This window comes from Streptomyces sp. NPDC054770, from assembly GCF_053611985.1.
Genome location: NZ_JBSHBL010000051.1, coordinates 22,626 through 42,033 on the forward strand (window position 1 = coordinate 22,626; position 19,408 = coordinate 42,033).

13 protein-coding genes are annotated in these 19,408 nt (G+C 71.7%); 5 read left to right on the top strand and 8 right to left on the bottom strand.

Annotated features, from left to right (window positions below; genetic code table 11):
* Positions 1-235 precede the first annotated feature (235 nt).
* From ACWGKQ_RS34720 to ACWGKQ_RS34750, 7 genes are read right to left on the bottom strand one after another with little or no spacing between them, the layout of a single operon-like run.
* Entirely contained in the window at positions 236-1,057 is an 822-nt protein-coding gene (locus ACWGKQ_RS34720; protein WP_453295995.1) for an HpcH/HpaI aldolase/citrate lyase family protein, read from the bottom strand.
* Complete coding sequence (locus ACWGKQ_RS34725; protein ID WP_453295996.1) at positions 1,054-2,286, bottom strand: CaiB/BaiF CoA transferase family protein; 1,233 nt, start codon at positions 2,284-2,286, stop codon at positions 1,054-1,056. The genes ACWGKQ_RS34720 and ACWGKQ_RS34725 overlap by 4 nt, the downstream gene beginning before the upstream one ends.
* Entirely contained in the window at positions 2,283-3,176 is an 894-nt protein-coding gene (gene rbsK, locus ACWGKQ_RS34730; RefSeq protein WP_453295997.1) for a ribokinase, read from the bottom strand. The genes ACWGKQ_RS34725 and rbsK overlap by 4 nt, the downstream gene beginning before the upstream one ends.
* Positions 3,173-4,681 carry an ADP-ribosylglycohydrolase family protein gene (locus tag ACWGKQ_RS34735; protein WP_453295998.1) on the bottom strand — a complete coding sequence of 503 codons (1,509 nt, stop codon included), beginning with the start codon at positions 4,679-4,681 and terminating at the stop codon, positions 3,173-3,175. The genes rbsK and ACWGKQ_RS34735 overlap by 4 nt, the downstream gene beginning before the upstream one ends.
* Positions 4,669-5,844 carry an ADP-ribosylglycohydrolase family protein gene (locus ACWGKQ_RS34740; RefSeq protein WP_453295999.1) on the bottom strand — a complete coding sequence of 392 codons (1,176 nt, stop codon included), beginning with the start codon at positions 5,842-5,844 and terminating at the stop codon, positions 4,669-4,671. Before ACWGKQ_RS34740 ends, ACWGKQ_RS34735 begins: the two co-directional genes overlap by 13 nt.
* Positions 5,845-5,852: 8 nt before the next feature.
* A complete protein-coding gene (locus ACWGKQ_RS34745) occupies positions 5,853-6,971 on the bottom strand; it encodes an ADP-ribosylglycohydrolase family protein (protein WP_453296000.1) in 1,119 nt (372 codons plus the stop codon).
* Positions 6,968-8,266 (bottom strand): ADP-ribosylglycohydrolase family protein, encoded by a 1,299-nt coding sequence (locus ACWGKQ_RS34750; RefSeq protein WP_453296001.1) that lies wholly within the window; start codon positions 8,264-8,266, stop codon positions 6,968-6,970. The genes ACWGKQ_RS34745 and ACWGKQ_RS34750 overlap by 4 nt, the downstream gene beginning before the upstream one ends.
* Positions 8,267-8,564: 298 nt before the next feature.
* On the opposite strand from ACWGKQ_RS34750, the gene ACWGKQ_RS34755 reads away from it, so the two are divergent.
* The 5 genes from ACWGKQ_RS34755 (at position 8,565) to qcrB (ending at position 18,383) form a co-directional block, all read left to right on the top strand.
* Positions 8,565-9,296 (top strand): VIT1/CCC1 transporter family protein, encoded by a 732-nt coding sequence (locus ACWGKQ_RS34755; RefSeq protein ID WP_453296002.1) that lies wholly within the window; start codon positions 8,565-8,567, stop codon positions 9,294-9,296.
* A gap of 430 nt (positions 9,297-9,726) precedes the next feature.
* A complete protein-coding gene (gltB, locus tag ACWGKQ_RS34760) occupies positions 9,727-14,265 on the top strand; it encodes a glutamate synthase large subunit (RefSeq protein WP_453296003.1) in 4,539 nt (1,512 codons plus the stop codon).
* Positions 14,258-15,718, top strand: coding sequence for a glutamate synthase subunit beta (locus ACWGKQ_RS34765; RefSeq protein WP_453296004.1), 1,461 nt, complete (start codon positions 14,258-14,260; stop codon positions 15,716-15,718). Before gltB ends, ACWGKQ_RS34765 begins: the two co-directional genes overlap by 8 nt.
* A 183-nt stretch (positions 15,719-15,901) precedes the next feature.
* Entirely contained in the window at positions 15,902-16,627 is a 726-nt protein-coding gene (locus tag ACWGKQ_RS34770; RefSeq protein WP_453296005.1) for a vWA domain-containing protein, read from the top strand.
* A 97-nt stretch (positions 16,628-16,724) separates the two neighbouring features.
* On the top strand, positions 16,725-18,383 hold the full coding sequence (qcrB, locus tag ACWGKQ_RS34775; protein WP_453296006.1) for a cytochrome bc1 complex cytochrome b subunit: 1,659 nt from the start codon (positions 16,725-16,727) through the stop codon (positions 18,381-18,383).
* A gap of 64 nt (positions 18,384-18,447) precedes the next feature.
* Here the strand turns inward: qcrB and ACWGKQ_RS34780 are convergent, their stop codons facing one another.
* A complete protein-coding gene (locus ACWGKQ_RS34780; RefSeq protein WP_453296007.1) occupies positions 18,448-19,407 on the bottom strand; it encodes an acyl-CoA dehydrogenase family protein in 960 nt (319 codons plus the stop codon).
* Between the last annotated feature and the right edge of the window lies 1 nt (position 19,408).

The following is a 19,408-nucleotide window of genomic DNA, read 5'->3' on the forward strand; positions in this document are numbered from 1 at the left end:
GCCCCACGGGTTGCGCCGAGCCCGGCACCGCCGGACAGCACCGTCGTGGGTCTCGCCGCTGCGGCGGAAGAAGAACACCGGCGGTTGGGTCTGCCGGGGGAGGCGATCACCGGTGGCCGGGACCGCCGGTGGAAAAGATCACCGGCGGAGGGAAGCGCCTGCGGACGGGGGTACGGCGGAAGGGGCCGCTGCCGGAAGGGGGTGTGTGGGGAAAGGGGGTGGCGGCTGGAAGTGGTCAGCGGCGGTTTACCAAGGTCAGGGTTCTGCGGGCTGCTGCTACTACCGCTGCGTCGATGAAGCTGCCGTCGGGGAGGGCCTGGGCGCCCTGTTCTGTGGTGGCTGCCTTGATGACCGTTTCCGCCTGTTCGAGTTCGGCCTCGGTGGGGAGGTAGGCCCGTTCGATGATCGGGAGCTGCCGGGGGTGGATCGCGGCGCGGCCCAGGAAGCCCAGGGCGCGGCCGTGGGCACAGGAGGCGGCGAGGCCGTTCAGGTCGCGGGTGTCGGGGTGGACCGACTGGGGCGGTGGGGCCAGGCCCGCCGCCCGCGCGGCGACCACGATCCGGGAGCGGGACCAGTCGAGGCCGATGTCGTCCCGTACACCCAGGTCGGCCCGTAGGTCCGCCTCGCCCAGGGAGATGCCCCGCAGGGCGGGATGGGCGCCGGCGATGGCGTAGGCGTGTTCGATGCCCAGGGCCGATTCGAGCAGGGCGTAGAGGGGGAGGGCGGTGGTCCGGACGGCGAGGCGGCGGATGTCTTCCGGGCCCGTGACTTTCGGGAGGCGGAGTCCGGCCAGGCCGGGGAGCGAGAGAAGGGCCTGGAGGTCGGTCTGGGCCCAGGGGGTGTCCAGGGCGTTGATCCGGACGTGGACCGGGACCGGCTGGGGGTGGGTGAGCAGGTCGGCGGTGGCGGCGCGGGCGTAGTCCTTGCGGTCGGGGGCGACCGCGTCCTCCAGGTCGATCACCACCACGTCGGTTCCGGAGACCAGCGCCTTGGTGACCACGTGCGGCCGGTCGCCGGGGACGTACAGCCAGGTCAGCGGGAACGGCACGGAGGTCATACGGCGCCCTCCGCGCGCAGGGCCCGCACCTCGGCCGGGGTCAGCCCCAGCTCGGTCAGGACCTCGTCGGTGTCGGCGCCGTGCGGGCGGCCGGTCCAGCGGATCGCGCCGGGGGTGGCCGAGAGCCGGAAGAGGACGTTCTGCATGCGCAGCGGGCCCAGCTCGGGGTCGGGGACGGTGGTGATCGTGTCGAGGGCCTGGTACTGGGGGTCCTCCATGACGTCCCGTACGTCCTGGATCGGCGCCACCGCCGCCTCCGCCTTCTCGAACTCGGCCAGCACCTCGGCGCGGGAGCGGGTGGCGACCCAGCCGCCGACGGCCGCGTCGAGGACATCGGCGTGCGCGGCCCGTCCGGCACCGGTCGCGAACCACGGCTCGTCGATCAGCTCCGGGCGCCCGACCAGGCCCATCACGCGTTCGGCGATCGACTGGGCCGAGGTGGACACCGCGACCCAGCTGCCGTCCGCCGTGCGGTAGGTGTTGCGCGGGGCGTTGTTGGCGGACCGGTTGCCGGTGCGTGCCTGGACGTAGCCGAGCTGGTCGTACCAGGTGGCCTGGGGGCCGAGGACGGCCAGGATCGGCTCGATGATCGCCATGTCGACGACCTGGCCCTCGCCGGTGCGGTCCCGCGCCGCGAGCGCGGTCATGACGGCGTACGCGGTGGCCAGCGCCGCGATCGAGTCGGCGAGCCCGAACGGGGGCAGTGTCGGCGGGGCGTCCGGTTCGCCGGTGATCGCCGCGAAGCCGCTCATCGCCTCGGCGAGGGTGCCGAAGCCGGGTCGGTGGGCGTAGGGGCCGAACTGGCCGAAGGCGGTGACCCGGGTCAGGACCAGCCGGGGGTTGGCGGCGGACAGCTCCTCCCACCCCAGGTCCCACTTCTCCAGGGTGCCGGGGCGGAAGTTCTCGATGATCACGTCGGCGGTGGCGGCGAGCCGGAGCAGGGTGGCACGGCCGCCCGGCTTGGACAGGTCGAGGGTGAGGGTGCGCTTGTTGCGGCCGAGCAGCTTCCACCACAGGCCGACGCCCTGTTTGGCCGGGCCGTGGCCCCGGGAGGGGTCGGGCTTGGCGGGGTGCTCGACCTTGATGACCTCGGCGCCGAAGTCACCGAGCAGGGTGGCGGCGAGGGGACCGGCGAAGAGGGTCGCGAGATCGAGGACGCGCAGACCGGTGAGGGGCGGGGGCTGTGGCGTCGTACTCATGGATGTCGTACTCATGGGTGTCGTACTCATGCGGTGTACTGGGCCTCGATCTCCGGGCGGTACGGCATCGAGGTCGACGCCCCCTCCCGCTGCACGGCCAGCGCGGCCGCGGCGGCGGCCCAGGACAGGGCCTCGCGGATCGGTTTCTCCTCGGCCAGGGCGACCGCGAGGGCGCCGACGAAGGTGTCGCCCGCGCCCGTCGAGTCGACGGCGGTCACCCGGGGTGCGGGGATGACGAGGGGCCGGGCGTCGCGGGTGAGGTAGAGACTGCCGGCCGCGCCCAGGGTGACCACGACCTGCGGTACCAGGTCGAGCAGGGCGGCGGCCGCGTCGCGCGGGTCGGTGTGCTCGGTGAGTGCGACGGCCTCCCGCTCGTTGGCCACCAACAGGTCGATGCTGTCGAGGAGTTCGGACGGGAGGGGGCCGGCCGGGGACGGGGTGAGGATGGTGTGCACGCCGTGCCGGCGGGCGGCCTGCGCACCCGCCACGACCGCCGCGAGGGGGATCTCCAGCTGGAGGAGGAGCGTGTCGGCGGACGCGATGACGCCCTCGTCGCCCGGGGCGAGATGGTCGACGGTGCCGTTCGCGCCGGGGACCACGACGATCGCGTTGCCGCCCTCGTCGTCCACGACGATGTGCGCGGTGCCGGAGGCGCACTCGATGGTACGGAGCGAGTCGGTGTCCACGCCGGAGTGCTCCAGGGTCTCGCGCAGCCGGACGCCGTAGGCGTCATGGCCGACCGCGCCGATCATCGAGACGGTGGCGCCGGCGCGGGCGGCGGCGATCGCCTGGTTGGCGCCCTTGCCGCCGGGGATCGTACGGAACGCCCGTCCCGTCACGGTCTCGCCGAGCTGCGGGGCCTTCTCGGCGTACGCGACGAGGTCCATGTTCGTGCTGCCGAGTACGGCGATATGGGTCATGAGCGGGTCGCCTCCAGGTGGGTGAGGTGGGCGAGGGCGTCGAAGCCGGTGCCGTCGAAACCGGCGACGGAGGTGGCGAGTCGGTTCTTGAGCGGGGTCGTCCAGCGGTCGGGGAGGGCGTCGGGGTCGCCCGCGAGCAGGCCGGCGACGGAGCCGGCGGTCGCGCCGTTCGAGTCGGTGTCCCAACCGCCGCTCACCGCGCGGCAGACGGAGCCGGTGAAGTCGCCGTCGGCGTGGGTGAGAGCGGCGGCGGTCAGGGCGGTGTTGGGGATGGCGTGCACCCAGTGGTGGATGGGGGAGTGGGTGGCGTGGAGTTCGTCCACGACGGTGTCGAAGTCGTCGTGTTCCCCGGCGAGACGGATCGCGTGGTCGACGGCGTGGGCGAGGCGCGAGCGGGGCGGGACGACGGATCGGCCGGTGCGCAGGCAGGCGTGGACGTCGTGGGTGCCGGTGGCGGCGGTGGCGATGACGGCCGCCGTGAACATCGCCGCGTAGACGCCGTTGGCGGTGTGGGTGAGGGTGGCGTCGCGGTGCGCCTGTTCGGCCGCGGCGGCCGGGTCGCCGGGGTTGGTCCAGCCGTGCACATCGGCGCGGATCAGGGCGCCGATCCACTCGCGGAAGGGGTTGCGGTGGCGGGCGGTGTACGGGGGTTCGACGCCGGTGAGGAGGTTGCGGTAGGCGATGCGTTCGGCGGTGAAGGTACGGCCGGCGGGGAGTTCGTCGAGCCAGAGGGCGGCCACGTCGGTGGTGCTGAAGCCCTTGGCGTGGCGTTGCAGCAGGAGGAGGTTGAGGAGGGGGTAGTTGAGGTCGTCGTCCTCGGGCATCCCGTCGATGTTCTCGGCGAGGGAGGTGGCGGCCGAGCGGCGGTTCCAGGGGTGGGCGGAGAGGAGTTCGGCGGGGACGCCGTGGGCGGTGAAGTAGTGGTTCAGGGGCCAGTTGCCGGAGGCGCGGGCGAGTTCGCGGATCGCGTGCAGGGGAAGCTTCTCGACGGGCTTGCCGAGCAGACAGCCGACGGCTCGGCCGAGCCAGGCGGCGTGGTAGGTGCGGGGGTGCGGGGGCCGGGGGGTGGGGACGCTCACCTGCGCTGGCAGGGTGCCGCCCGCGCCCACCCGTGCCGCCCCAGCGGCCCGACTGCCCGCGGCTGAGCTGGAAAGAAGCGGCGACTGTAGCGCCCCTTTAGGGGCGCGGGGAACTGCGCGAGCAACCCCCACCGGGCCGCAGCTGTACGACGGCCACTCCGGACACAGCGCCTTGATCTCGGCCAGATCCGTCGGCTCGTTCAACCGACTCGGAAGGTCCGCGAGTTCGTCGAGGAGGTCCTCCGCCAGCTGGCGGATATAGCGTGACGCCCGCCGCTCCGACGCACCGGCCCGGCTCGGCGCGTCCGCGCCCCCCGCCGCCCGCCACCTCGCCTCGATCGCGGCCGGCTCCCGGCCGTCCTGCCGCGCCTGGCGCAGCTCATGGCCCAGCAGGTCCTCCGGCTGGACCCAGGTCAGTCGGAGCAACTCTGGCCTCCGAGGCGGGCGAAGGACTCCTCATGGGTGCGGCGGCGTCCGGTGTCGCGGGCGAAGACCTCCCGGGCCACGCCGGCCAGGACACGGGGCGGTTCCCAGAGGTCGAGGCGGCTGGCCTCCGCGACCCGCTTCGACCACTCCTCCGGCACGGCGGAGCCCAGCGCACCGGCGACCGCGCCCGCCATCGTCGCGATGGAGTCGCAGTCCCGGCCGTAGTTGACGGAACCGAGCACCGCCTGGCGGTAGTCGCCGTCCGCCACCAGCAACATGCCCAGGGCGACGGGGAGTTCCTCGATGGCGTGCAGACGGGAGGGGCGGCGGGCGCCGAGGGAGGGGGCGCGGTAGTCCGGGCCGACCGTGTCGTAGGGGGCGACGGCGGCGCGGAGCGGGACGAGCGCCGACTCGAAGTCGGCGTGCCGTGCCGCCGTTTCACAGACGCGTTCGATCGCCTCGCGGGTGCCGTCCTTCGCCAGGGACAGGCAGACGCCGATCACCGAGTCCGGTGTCGCGCCGGGCGCCGTCGCCGCCGCGACCGCCGCCGCGAAGACGCCCGCCGCCTCCCTGCCGTACGACGACTGGTGGGCGCCCGTGATGTCCAGCGCCTCGGCGTACGCGGCCCGCGGGTTCGCCGCGTTGACCAGGCCGACCGGGGCCATGTACATCGCCGCACCGCAGTTGACGATGTTGCCGACGCCGGCCTCGCGGGGGTCGGCATGGCCGTAGTGGAGGCGGGTCACGAGCCACTTCTCGGCGAGGAAGACGCGGTGCAGGGGGAGGGCCTCCGCCTCCAGTTCCGGGATCCAGCGGGGGGTGGTCATCAGGTCCGGGACCAGGTGGTCGGCGATCGCGTACGCGTCGAGGTGGTCGCGGACCCGGTCGTACACCCGTACCAGCGCATGGGTCATCAAGGTGTCGTCGGTGACGTGTCCGTCGCCCTTGTGGTACGGCGCGATGGGGCGGGCGGTGCGCCAGGCGTCGCCGTTCCAGGGGCCGACGATGCCGTGGACGCGGCCGCCGTGGCGTTCGAGGATCTGGTCGGGGGAGTAGCCCTCGACCGGACCGCCGAGGGCGTCGCCGACGGCGGCCCCGACCAGCGCTCCGGTGATCCGGTCGTCGAGCGAAGCTCCGGCGCTTTCTTCTCCTTTGGGCGTCATGCACCGAATCATCCACCTGGACGGTCCGGTTGTGTGGCTTCCAGGAGTTCGGCGAGTTCCACGAGATCGGTGCCGGTGAGGCGGGGGAGGGCGCAGCCGGAGAGGGTGCGGCAGGCGTCCCGCCAGGACGGCGGGATCGAATCGGCGCCGCCGAGGGCGCCGGTGAGCGCTCCGGCCAGGGCGGGGGCGGAGTCGGCGACCCTCGACAGGCAGGCGGCGGCGGGTACGGCCTCGGCGATCCGGCCGCGCGCGGCGGTGGCGAGGGCGAGGGCCACCGGGACGGTCTCGGCGGCGGCGATGCCGTAGCTGTAGACGTGGTCGACGATTTGGTGTTCGAGGAGGGGGACCAGGGCGAACGCGGAGTCCGCGGTGCCGGCGAGGGTGAGGGCGTGCCGGGCGTTGCGGCCGATCTCGGTGGACTCGGGGAGTTCGGCGAGCGCCGCGGCCGCACAGGTCTCGGCCTCGGCGCCGACCAGGGCGAGGGCGAGGGCCGCGGCCATGGCACGGGCGCCGTGCACGCCGTCGCCGTCCTGGGTGTAGCGGGCGTCGAACTCGGCGAGGTCGGCTGCGCGTTGGGGGTCGCCGGGGTGGGCGACGGCGAGGGCGCAGGCGCGGACGCAGGCGGCGTCGTCGAAGTAGTGCGGGTTGTCGTGGCCGGTGGCGGGCGGGCGCAGGCCGGCGGCGAGGTTGCCGAGTCCGGCGCGGACGGAGATGCGGGCGCGCAGGGGGAGTACGGCCGACTCGATCTCCGGGGCGCGTTCGGCCGCGGCGGCGACCTCGGAGGCGACCGCGGTCCAGGTGAGGTCGATGGCGGCGCGGGTACGGAGCTCACGGCTGAGGTCGCCGAGGGCGGTGTCGTCGCCGGCGCGCAGGACGGCCTCCGCGGCGAAGGCCGCCCACTCGGCGTCGTCGGAGGGGCCGAGGCGGAGGGGCTCGGGGGGTTGGTTGAGGGCGATGGGGACGGGGAGGGTGGTGGTCGCGTTCTGCTCGGCGAAGGTGTCGAGTTCACGGGTGAGACGGCGGGTCCACTCCGGCATACGGGCCGCACGGTGCCGCGCGGAAGGCCACCCGGCGGCGTCGCCTGCGGCGAGGCCCAGCAGGAGGCCCTCGATGTGCCGCCGGTTCACCGGAGCCCCTCACCGCAGCCGACCCCCAGGGGGCTCCGCCCCCTGGACCCCCAAGACCTCGCCCACCCACCACCCGACTCGGTAGGCAGAAAGGCCGGCGTGGGGGGTTGCGGGTCGGTGGGCAGGAAGGCTGGCGTGGAGGGTTGTGGGTCGGTGGGCAGGAAGGCTGGGGTGGAAGGCTGCGGTTCGGTCGGGATGAGGCCGGGCGGGTCGGTCGGTGGGGCGGCTGACGCCCAAGGCCGCAGCTCGGTCGGTAGCGGCGCTGGTGTCGAGGGCTCCGGCTCGGGCTGTGTCGGAGGCGCTCCCGTCAGCAGGTCCGCCACCTCCAGCACGTGGTGTCCCGCCATCGACGGCAGGCAGCTGCCTCGGGCCGGGCCGATCGCCGCCGCCCAGTCCGGTGGGATCGAGGTCTCTCCCCGGGTCGCGCCCGCCAGCGCGCCGGCCACCGCGGCCGTCGTGTCGGCGTCGCGCCCCATGTTCACGGCCGTCAGCACCGCGTCCCGGAAGTCGCCGTCCGCCGCCGCGTACGCGCCGTAGGCGAGGGCCACCGCCTCCGGGGCCAGGTCGGTCCACGGGTAGCCGCCGATGACGACCGCGGAGCGGACCGCCCGTTCGCCGCGGTGGGCCACCGAGACGGCTCGGCGCAGGGAGCGGGCCGTCCAGGAGTCGTCCGGGATCACCGCCAGCGCCGCCGCGATCACCGCCGTAGGAGGGGCGCCCGCCATCGCCGCCGCCACGCCCGCCGCCACCGCCTGGCCGCCGTAGATGCCCTCGCCCTCGTGGCTGACCGAGCCGTCGATGGCGACGAGCCGGGCCGCCTCGACGGGGCGGCCCGCCGCGAAGACGCCGAAGGGGGCCGCCCGCATGGCGAGACCGTCGCTCCAGGCATGCCGGTGCTGGGCGGAGATGGGGGCGGCGAGGCCCCGGCGGAGGTTCTCCAGGGTGCCGCGTTCGCTGAAGCCTGCGCCCTTGAAGGGGCCCTCGGCGCGGTCGGCGATCCACTCGTGCCAGGCCGCCTCGGCGTGGGCCGGGGTGAGGGCCGAGCCGTGCCGGGCGAGGAGCAGGCCGGAGAAGATCGCGTACTCGGTGTCGTCCGTGCCCGCGGGACGGTCGGCCACGTATCCCGTGATGCGGCCCCAGCGGGCGCGGATCTCGGACGGCTTCATGTTCTCCGCCGGTGCCCCGAGCGCGTCGCCCACGGCCAGGCCCAGCAGCGCGCCCCGAGCCCGGTCGCGCAGTTCGGAGGCGGGCTCCCCGGAAGCGGGGACCGGCGGTGTGCAGACGCTCGATGACATGGGCGGGCCTCTCCGGGAGGGGCTGCGCGCCGGGGCGCGGAACCGTTTGCGGATGTGTCCCACCAACGGCGGTTGACCGCAGCCTGGAGGGGCTTTACATCACCCGGTCGACATCTGTGCAGGGTCTCGCACGTGTGAGCGGGGCGGGGTAAAACCGCAGGTTAGCCCAGCCTCTCCTTGCTGGCGGCGGGGAATGCCGCGGCGTAACGTCAGCGTTGTCGAAAGATAGAACTTGTCCAAAGTTAGCTTTGCCTCAGCTTATTCGGGGCACACCGCGAGACCTTTTGGGGGATTCCTCATGGCCGTCATCGAGACTCAGGCGACGCTCCACGAAGCCCACCGTGACAACCACACCCACCGGGATGTGAACGGGGGCTGGCTGCGGCCCGCCGTCTTCGGGGCCATGGACGGGCTGGTCTCCAACCTCGCCCTGATGACCGGCGTGGCGGGCGGGACCGTCGGCCACCAGACCATCGTCATCACCGGGCTCGCGGGACTGGCCGCCGGTGCCTTCTCGATGGCCGCCGGCGAGTACACCTCCGTCGCCTCGCAGCGCGAGCTCGTCGAGGCCGAGCTGGACGTGGAGCGCCGGGAGCTGCGCAGGCACCCGCAGGACGAGGAGGCCGAGCTGGCCGCGCTGTACGAGGCGAGAGGCGTCGAGGCGGGGCTGGCCCGGGAGGTCGCCCGGCAGCTCTCCGCCGATCCGGAGCAGGCGCTGGAGATACACGCCCGGGAGGAGCTCGGGATCGACCCCGGCGACCTGCCCTCGCCGCTGGTCGCCGCCGTCTCGTCCTTCGGCTCGTTCGCGCTGGGCGCACTGCTGCCCGTGCTGCCGTTCCTGCTCGGCGCCACCGCGCTCTGGCCCGCCCTGCTGCTGGCGCTCGTCGGGCTGTTCGGCTGTGGTGCCGTGGTGGCCAAGGTGACCGCGCGGAGCTGGTGGTTCAGCGGTCTGCGGCAGCTCGCGCTGGGCGGTGCGGCGGCCGGTGTGACGTACGCCCTGGGCACCCTGATCGGGACGGCCGTAGGATAGGAAAACTGGTAGCTATGCGTTGGGCCGCATAAGTACCCGTTACTCGCTGGTTTCGAATGCTTAACCACTGGGCATGAGCCGTAAGCGCCGCAGGCAATGAGGCCTGCCATGCACCTGTGGGGTGGCGCGACGCTCACCCCCGCACCTGCGGACCGATGGACACGGATCTGTCCGGATCGGTCCCCCACCACCTTCACCGCCCTGCGCGGTACTCGCCGTAAACCCCTGCGGCGTCCGCATGTTGGAACGGTGTATCCGGTTCCCGAGAACCGCTCCATCATGTAACCTGCGTGAAATTTCGCAACAAAAACGCAGAGGGCCAGCGTCGTCCCTCGGCACCTGCTATACGCCACTGACGACGACGGGAGAGCCGATGCGTACGCCGCGCCAGCCGTCCCAGCACTCCACGAACGGCCGAAACTGGTCCTTCATGGATGCTCGCCCTGCTGCGCAGGGTATGTACGACCCCCGCAACGAGCGCGACGCCTGTGGCGTCGGCTTCGTGGCCACCCTCACCGGCGAGGCGAGCCATGCGCTGGTCGAGCAGGCGCTCACGGTTCTGCGCAACCTGGAGCACCGCGGCGCGACCGGCTCCGAGCCCGACTCCGGCGACGGCGCGGGCCTGCTCTCCCAGGTGCCCGACGCCTTCTTCCGCGAGGTGGCCGGATTCGAGCTGCCGGCCGCCGGTTCGTACGCCGTCGGCATCGCCTTCCTCCCGGAGGACGGCACCCAGGACGCCATCTCGCGGATCGAGACGATCGCGGACGAGGAGGGCCTGACCGTCCTCGGCTGGCGCGAGGTCCCGGTCGCCCCGCAGCTGCTGGGCGCCACCGCTCGCTCCACCATGCCGGTCTTCCGGCAGGTCTTCGTGACCGACGGCGCCAGCGAGGGCATCGTGCTGGACCGCAAGGCGTTCGTGCTGCGCAAGCGCGCCGAGCGCGAGGCGGGCGTCTACTTCCCGTCGCTGTCCGCGCGGACCATCGTCTACAAGGGCATGCTGACCACCGGCCAGCTGGAGCCCTTCTTCCCGGACCTGTCCGACCGCCGCTTCGCATCCGCGATCGCGCTCGTGCACTCCCGGTTCTCCACGAACACCTTCCCGTCGTGGCCGCTCGCCCACCCCTACCGCTTCGTCGCCCACAACGGTGAGATCAACACCGTCAAGGGCAACCGGAACTGGATGGTCGCCCGCGAGTCCCAGCTGGTCTCCGACCTGTTCGGTCCGCAGGAGAAGCTCGACCGGGTCTTCCCGATCTGTACGCCCGACGCCTCCGACTCGGCGTCCTTCGACGAGGTGCTGGAGCTCCTGCACCTGGGCGGGCGTTCGCTGCCGCACTCCGTGCTGATGATGATCCCCGAGGCGTGGGAGAACCACGACTCCATGGACGCCGCCCGGCGCGCCTTCTACGGCTTCCACGCCACGATGATGGAGCCCTGGGACGGCCCCGCCTGCGTCACCTTCACCGACGGCTCCCAGGTCGGCGCCGTTCTCGACCGCAACGGTCTGCGCCCCGGCCGCTACTGGGTCACCGACGAGGGCCTGGTCGTCCTCGGCTCCGAGGTCGGCGTCCTCGACATCGACCCCGCCAAGGTGGTCCGCAAGGGCCGCCTCCAGCCGGGCAGGATGTTCCTCGTCGACACCGTCGAGCACCGCATCATCGAGGACGACGAGATCAAGGCCGGCCTCGCCGCCGCGCAGCCGTACGCCGAGTGGCTGGAGGCCGGCGAGATCGAGCTCTCCGACCTGCCCGAGCGCGAGCACATCGTGCACACCCACGCCTCGGTCACCCGCCGCCAGCAGACCTTCGGCTACACCGAGGAAGAGCTGCGCGTCATCCTCGCGCCGATGGCCAAGGCCGGCGCCGAGCCGATCGGCTCCATGGGCACCGACTCGCCGATCGCCGCGCTGAGCGAGCGCCCGCGCCTGCTCTTCGACTACTTCACCCAGCTCTTCGCGCAGGTCACCAACCCGCCGCTGGACGCGATCCGCGAGGAGCTCGTCACCTCGCTGCGCTCGTCCCTCGGCCCCGCGGGCAACCTGCTCGACCCGAACGCCGCCTCCTGCCGCTCGGTCGTGCTGCCCTTCCCGGTGATCGACAACGACGAGCTGGCCAAGCTCATCCACATCAACGCAGACGGCGACATGCCCGGCTTCAAGGCCGCGACCCTCTCCGGCCTGTACCGGGTCTCCGGCGGCGGCGACTCCCTCGCCGCGCGGATCGAGGAGATCTGCGCCGAGGCCGACGCGGCCATCGAGAACGGCGCCCGCCTCATCGTCCTGTCGGACCGGCACTCGGACGCCGAGCACGCGCCGATCCCGTCGCTGCTGCTCACCGCGGCCGTCCACCACCACCTCATCCGCACCAAGCAGCGCACCCAGGTGGGCCTGCTCGTCGAGGCCGGTGACGTCCGCGAGGTCCACCACGTCGCGCTGCTGATCGGCTTCGGCGCCGCCGCCGTGAACCCGTACCTGGCCATGGAGTCCGTCGAGGACCTGACCCGCGCGGGCACCTTCCTGCCGGGCATGGAGGCCGAGCAGGCCATCCGCAACCTGATCTACGCCCTCGGCAAGGGCGTCCTGAAGGTCATGTCCAAGATGGGCATCTCCACCGTCGCCTCCTACCGTGGCGCCCAGGTCTTCGAGGCCGTCGGTCTCGAAGCGGGCTTCGTCGACAAGTACTTCAACGGCACCGCCTCCAAGATCGGCGGCGTCGGCATCGACGTCATCGCCAAGGAGGTCGCCGCCCGCCACGCCAAGGCCTACCCGGCCTCCGGCATCGCCCCGGCGCACCGCGCCCTCGACATAGGCGGCGAGTACCAGTGGCGCCGCGAGGGCGAGCCGCACCTGTTCGACCCGGAGACGGTCTTCCGCCTCCAGCACTCGACCCGCGCGAACCGCTACGACATCTTCAAGAAGTACACGGACCGCGTGAACGAGCAGTCCGAGCGCCTGATGACGCTGCGCGGCCTCTTCGGCTTCAAGAGCGACCGGGAAGCCATCTCCGTCGACGAGGTCGAGCCGGTCTCCGAGATCGTCAAGCGCTTCTCCACCGGCGCCATGTCCTACGGCTCCATCTCGCGCGAGGCCCACGAGACCCTCGCCATCGCCATGAACCAGCTGGGCGGCAAGTCCAACACCGGTGAGGGCGGCGAGGACCCGGACCGCCTGTACGACCCGGCGCGCCGCAGCGCCATCAAGCAGGTCGCCTCCGGCCGCTTCGGCGTGACCTCCGAGTACCTGGTCAACGCGGACGACATCCAGATCAAGATGGCCCAGGGCGCCAAGCCCGGCGAGGGCGGCCAGCTGCCCGGCCACAAGGTCTACCCGTGGGTCGCCAAGACCCGGCACTCCACCCCCGGTGTCGGCCTGATCTCCCCGCCGCCGCACCACGACATCTACTCCATCGAGGACCTCGCCCAGCTGATCCACGACCTCAAGAACGCGAACCCGCAGGCGCGGATTCACGTCAAGCTGGTCTCCGAGGTCGGCGTCGGCACGGTCGCGGCCGGTGTGTCCAAGGCCCACGCGGACGTCGTGCTCATCTCCGGCCACGACGGCGGTACGGGTGCGTCTCCTCTCACGAGCCTGAAGCACGCGGGCGGCCCCTGGGAGCTCGGCCTCGCCGAGACCCAGCAGACCCTGCTGCTCAACGGCCTGCGCGACCGGATCGTCGTGCAGACCGACGGCCAGCTGAAGACCGGCCGTGACGTGGTCATCGCCGCGCTGCTCGGCGCCGAGGAGTTCGGTTTCGCGACCGCGCCGCTCGTCGTCTCCGGCTGCATCATGATGCGCGTCTGCCACCTCGACACCTGCCCGGTCGGCGTCGCCACCCAGAACCCGGTGCTGCGCGACCGCTTCACCGGCAAGGCCGAGTACGTGGTGAACTTCTTCAGGTTCATCGCCGAGGAGGTCCGCGAGATCCTCGCCGAGCTGGGCTTCCGCTCCATCGAGGAGGCCGTCGGCCACGCGCAGACGCTCGACGTCACCCGTGCCGTCGACCACTGGAAGGCCCAGGGCCTGGACCTGGCCCCGCTCTTCCACGTGCCCGAGCTGCCCGAGGGTGCTGCCCTGCACCGGACCGTCGCGCAGGACCACGGCCTGGAGAAGGCCCTGGACAACGAGCTGATCAAGCTCGCCTCCGACGCCCTGGCCGCCTCCAGCGCCACCGACGCCCAGCCGGTGCGCGCCCAGGTCAAGGTCCGCAACATCAACCGCACGGTCGGCACCATGCTCGGCCACGAGGTGACGAAGAAGTTCGGCGGCGCGGGTCTGCCCGACGACACCATCGACATCACCTTCACCGGCTCGGCCGGCCAGTCCTTCGGCGCCTTCCTGCCCCGCGGTGTCACGCTCCGCCTGGAGGGCGACGCCAACGACTACGTCGGCAAGGGCCTCTCCGGCGGCCGTGTCATCGTCCGCCCGGACCGCGCGGCCGACCACCTCGCCGAGTACTCCACCATCGCGGGCAACACCATCGCGTACGGCGCGACCGGCGGCGAGCTGTTCCTGCGCGGCCGTACCGGCGAGCGGTTCTGCGTCCGCAACTCCGGCGCGCTGGTGGTCTCGGAGGGCGTGGGCGACCACGGCTGCGAGTACATGACCGGCGGCCACGCGGTGGTCCTCGGCGAGACGGGCCGCAACTTCGCGGCCGGCATGTCCGGTGGCGTCGCGTACGTGATCGACCTGAACGTCGACAACGTCAACGTGGGCAATGTGGACGCCGTCGAGGCCCTCGACGACAGCGACAGGCAGTGGCTGCACGACGTGGTGCGCCGGCACGCCGAGGACACCGGCTCCACGGTCGCCGAGAAGCTGCTCGCCGACTGGGACACGGCCGTACAGCGGTTCAGCAAGATCATCCCCGGTACCTACAAGGCAGTGCTCGCCGCCAAGGACGCCGCCGAGCGAGCGGGTCTCTCCGAGACCGAGACCCACGAGAAGATGATGGAGGCGGCGATCAATGGCTGACCCGAAGGGCTTCCTGAACCACGGCCGTGAGGTCGCCAAGACCCGTCCCGTCACCGAGCGCGTCAAGGACTGGAACGAGGTCTACGTCCCGGGCTCGCTGCTGCCGATCATCAGCAAGCAGGCCAGCCGGTGCATGGACTGCGGCATCCCGTTCTGCCACAACGGCTGTCCGCTCGGGAACCTCATCCCCGAGTGGAACGACTTCGCCTACCGCGAGGACTGGCCGGCGGCGTCGGAGCGCCTGCACGCCACGAACAACTTCCCGGAGTTCACGGGCCGCCTGTGCCCGGCCCCGTGCGAGTCGGCGTGCGTGCTCGGCATCAACCAGCCGGCCGTCACCATCAAGAACGTCGAGGTCTCCATCATCGACCAGGCGTGGGAGGCCGGGACCGTCGCCCCGCAGGCCCCCGAGCGCCTGTCCGGCAAGACCGTCGCCGTCATCGGCTCGGGCCCCGCGGGCCTGGCCGCCGCCCAGCAGCTCACCCGGGCCGGCCACACCGTCGCCGTCTACGAGCGCGCCGACCGCATCGGCGGCCTGCTCCGCTACGGCATCCCCGAGTTCAAGATGGAGAAGCGGCACATCAACCGCCGTATCGAGCAGATGCGCGCGGAGGGCACCCGCTTCCGTACCGGCATCGAGATCGGCCGCGACCTCAAGGCGACCGACCTGAAGAAGCGGTACGACGCGGTCGTCATCGCCGCCGGCGCCACCACCGCCCGTGACCTCCCGGTCCCCGGCCGCGAGCTCAAGGGCGTCTACCAGGCGATGGAGTACCTGCCGCTGGCCAACAAGGTCCAGGAGGGCGACTACGTGGTGTCGCCCATCTCGGCCGAGGGCAAGCACGTGGTCGTGATCGGCGGCGGCGACACCGGCGCGGACTGCGTGGGCACCGCCCACCGCCAGGGCGCGGTCTCGGTCACCCAGCTGGAGATCATGCCCCGTCCGGGCGAGGACCGGGCGCCGAACCAGCCGTGGCCGACCTTCCCGATGCTCTACAAGGTCACCTCGGCGCACGAGGAGGGCGGCGAGCGGGTCTACTCCGTCTCCACCACCCACTTCGAGGGCGACGAGGACGGCAACGTCCAGTGGCTGCACCTCACCGAGGTGGAGTTCATCGAGGGCAGGCTGACCCCGAAGCCGGGCACCGAGCGCAAGATCCCGGCCCAGCTGGTCACCCTGGCCATGGGCTTCACCGGCACCGACCGGGTCAACGGCGTGGTCGACCAGTTCGGTCTTGAGCTCGACGAGCGCGGCAACGTCGCCCGCGACGCCGACTTCCAGACCAACGTCCCCGGCGTCTTCGTCGCCGGTGACGCGGGCCGCGGCCAGTCCCTGATCGTCTGGGCGATCGCCGAGGGCCGCTCGGCCGCCAAGGGCGTCGACCGCTTCCTCACCGGCGCCAGCGACCTCCCGGCCCCGATCCGCCCGACGGACCGCTCGCTGATGGTCTGACCCACCCCGAAGAACGTCCCGTACAAAGGCGTACGGGCGGGATATCTGGGGGGATCCCCCCCCAGACCCCCCGAGACGGCGCCGGCCCCACAGTCCCCGACCGGACGACTGGGCAGGCGCCGCCGCATGTCCGCTGATCAAGTAATCTCGGCCTCCTGACCACGAGTCGAGGGGGAGCCGGGGATGGCCGCGATCAGTCTCAGCAAGGTGGAGCAGACCGCGCCCGCGCTGGTCGACTCCTACAAGTCGGCTGGAATCTCCCTCACCAAGCACGGCCTCGACGGGCTGCGGGCCGCCGTCTACCTGGTGGTCGACTACTCCGGCTCGATGAAGCCGTACTACGCGGACGGCAGCGTGCAGGCACTCGCCGACCGGGTCCTCGGCCTCTCCGCACACCTGGACGACGACGGCCGGGTCCCCGTCGTCTTCTTCTCCACCGACATCGACGCGGTCACCGACATCGAACTGGCCGCACACACGGGCCGGATCGAGAAGATCGCGGCCGGGCTCGGGCACATGGGCAAGACCAGCTACCACCTGGCCATGGACGCCGTGATCGACCACTACCTCGACAGCGGCGCCACGGACCCCGCCCTGGTCGTCTTCCAGACCGACGGCGGCCCGATCAACAAGCTCGCCGCGGAACGCTACCTGTGCAAGGCGGCCAGGCTGCCGCTGTTCTGGCAGTTCGTCGGCTTCGGCGACCCGCACAGCAAACAGTTCGACTTCCTGCGCAAGCTCGACGAACTGGCGGTGCCGGGGAAGCGGGCGGTGGACAACGCGGGCTTCTTCCACGCCGGTGCGGACCCGGGGAGGGTGCCGGACGGCGAGCTGTACGACCGTCTCGTCGGCGAGTTCCCGCAGTGGCTGGCGGCGGCGCGGGCGGCGGGCATCGTAAGCGCCGGCTGACCCCGGCCGCCCCGGCCGACTTTACGTCGCACCGTTGGCTGTCGGGGTCCTGTCATGCCACCCTGAGGGGTGATCCGGCGGGGAGGCGACGCGACGTATGGACGACGCGGCACGAACGGTGAACGGACAGGCACGGGTGGGAAGTTCCGCGGATCGAGCGGAACCGCCCGGCAAGGGTGAGAAGCTCGCGGACTGGGCCGACGGCCGGCTGGGGATCTACTCCCTGGCCAAGGCGAACATGCGCAAGGTGTTCCCGGACCACTGGTCCTTCATGCTGGGCGAGATCTGCCTCTACAGCTTCCTCATCCTGATCCTCACGGGCATCTACCTCACCCTGTTCTTCGAGCCCAGCGGCGCCGAGGTCGTCTACCACGGCACCTACCAGCCGCTGAACGGCATCATCATGACCAAGGCGTACGAGTCGACGCTGCACATCAGCTTCGACGTGCGCGGCGGCCTGCTGATCCGGCAGATCCACCACTGGGCGGCGCTGGTCTTCGTGGCCGGCATGCTCGTCCACATGATGCGGGTGTTCTTCACCGGCGCCTTCCGCAAGCCCCGCGAGGTCAACTGGCTGTTCGGCTGGCTGCTGCTGTTCCTGGCCATCCTCACCGGCCTGACCGGCTACTCGCTCCCCGACGACCTGCTCTCCGGCACCGGCGTCCGGTTCGCCGACGGCGCGATCCTGTCGATCCCGATCGTCGGCTCGTACATCTCGATGTTCCTGTTCGGCGGGGAGTTCCCCGGCCACGACATCATCTCCCGCTTCTTCCCGATCCACGTCCTGCTGCTGCCCGGGATCATGCTGGGCCTGGTCGTCGCCCACCTGATCCTGGTCTTCTACCACAAGCACACCCAGTACCCGGGGCCCGGACGCGACCAGAAGAGCGTCGTCGGCATGCCCTTCCTGCCGGTCTACATGGCCAAGGCCGGCGGCTTCTTCTTCCTCGTCTTCGGCATCCTCGCGATCATCGGCGGCATCGCCACCGTCAACCCGGTGTGGGCCTTCGGCCCCTACCGCCCCGACCTGGTGACCACCGGCGCCCAGCCCGACTGGTACCTCGGCTTCTCCGAGGGCCTGATCCGCGTGATGCCCGGCTGGGAGATCAACGCCTGGGGCCACACCCTGGAACTGGGCGTCTTCATCCCCTTCTCGGTCTTCCCGCTCTTCCTGCTGGCCATCGGGATCTACCCGTTCATCGAGGCGTGGATCACCGGCGACAAACGCGAGCACCACATCCTCGACCGCCCGCGCAACGTCCCGGTCCGCACCGCCCTCGGCGTCGCCTGGCTCAGCCTCTACTTCGTCCTCCTGATCGGCGGCGGCAACGACGTCGTCGCCACCCATCTCCATCTCTCCATCAACTCGATCACCTGGTTCGTCCGGATCTCGGTCTTCGTCGTCCCCGTCCTCGCCTTCATCGCCACCAAACGCATCTGCCTCGGCCTGCAACGCCGGGACCGCGACAAGGTCCTGCACGGCAGGGAGACCGGCCTCATCAAACTGCTCCCGCACGGCGAGTACATCGAGGTCCACGAACCCCTCGGCCAGGGCAGCCTGTTCGTCCTGACCCAGCACGAACAGAACCCGCCGTACGAACTGGGCCCGCTGGAGGACGCGAACGGCGTACGGCGCAAGGTCACGGTCGCCCAGCGGGTACGGGCGAGCCTGGCGAAGGGGATGTTCGGCCCGGACACCCACATCCCGAAGCCGACGAAGGAGGAGTACCGGGAACTGTCGAACAAGGAGCACTGAAGCGCCCCGTCGTTTGCTTCTAGGGGCGCGGGGAACTGCGCGACCAGCCAGACACAACCCGCGGCTAACGACGCTCCAGAACCATCCTTCTGCACTCCTCCGGAGCCCCCCAAGCACCCCGCAGCGCACGCGCCTTGGTCACCCACAACGACAGGTCGTACTCCGCCGTATATCCGATCGCCCCATGCAACTGCAGCGCGGCCCGCGCCCCGGCATACGCCGCCTCGCACGCGCCGAGCTTCGCCGCGGCCACATCCGACGGAGTCATCGTCACCGCCGCCCCGAACACCAGCGGCCGCGCGAACTCCAGCGCGATCTTCACGTCGGCCAGCCGATGCCTGACCGCCTGGAACGACCCGACGGGCACGCCGAACTGGGTCCGCTGCTTGACGTAGGCCACCGTTCTGTCGAGCAGGGCCAGCCCCACCCCCAGCGCCTGCGCGGCCGTGGCCAGCCGGGCCCAGGTCAGTGCCTCCGCCCACGGCGGCTCCGTGCCGACCAGCTCGCCGACCGGAAAGAGCGGTGCGAGCCGGCGGGCGGGGTCCAGGGACCGGCGTACCGCCCCGGCACCGGAGGACAACCGCAGCCCCTCCGGCGTGGCCGCCAGCCGTACGTCGGCCGCGTCCCCGTCCAGGGCGAACCCGTACCCGTGCTTCTCGAACGCCACCGTCGCCACCGTCTCACCCGACGCGATCCCCGGCAGGAACCGCTTGGCGAGGCCTTCGCCGTCATTGAGCAGCACCGCAGCCGCCACCGTCTCCGCCAACGGTCCCGGCACCGCGTACCGCCCCAACTCGACGAAGGCGACGGCGAGTTCGACAGAAAGGCGGCCCATCCCGCCGTACTCCTCCGGTACCGCCAGCCCGAACACCCCCGCCTCGCCGATACGACCCCACAGCGCCCGCCCGCTCGCCTGCTCGCCGCGGCTCCAGTCCCGCACCACCGCGGGTGTGTCCGCTGCGGCCAGCAGCGCCCGCAGGGCGTCGGCGAAGTCCCGCTGCTCGGTGTCGAGGAGGAAACGCATG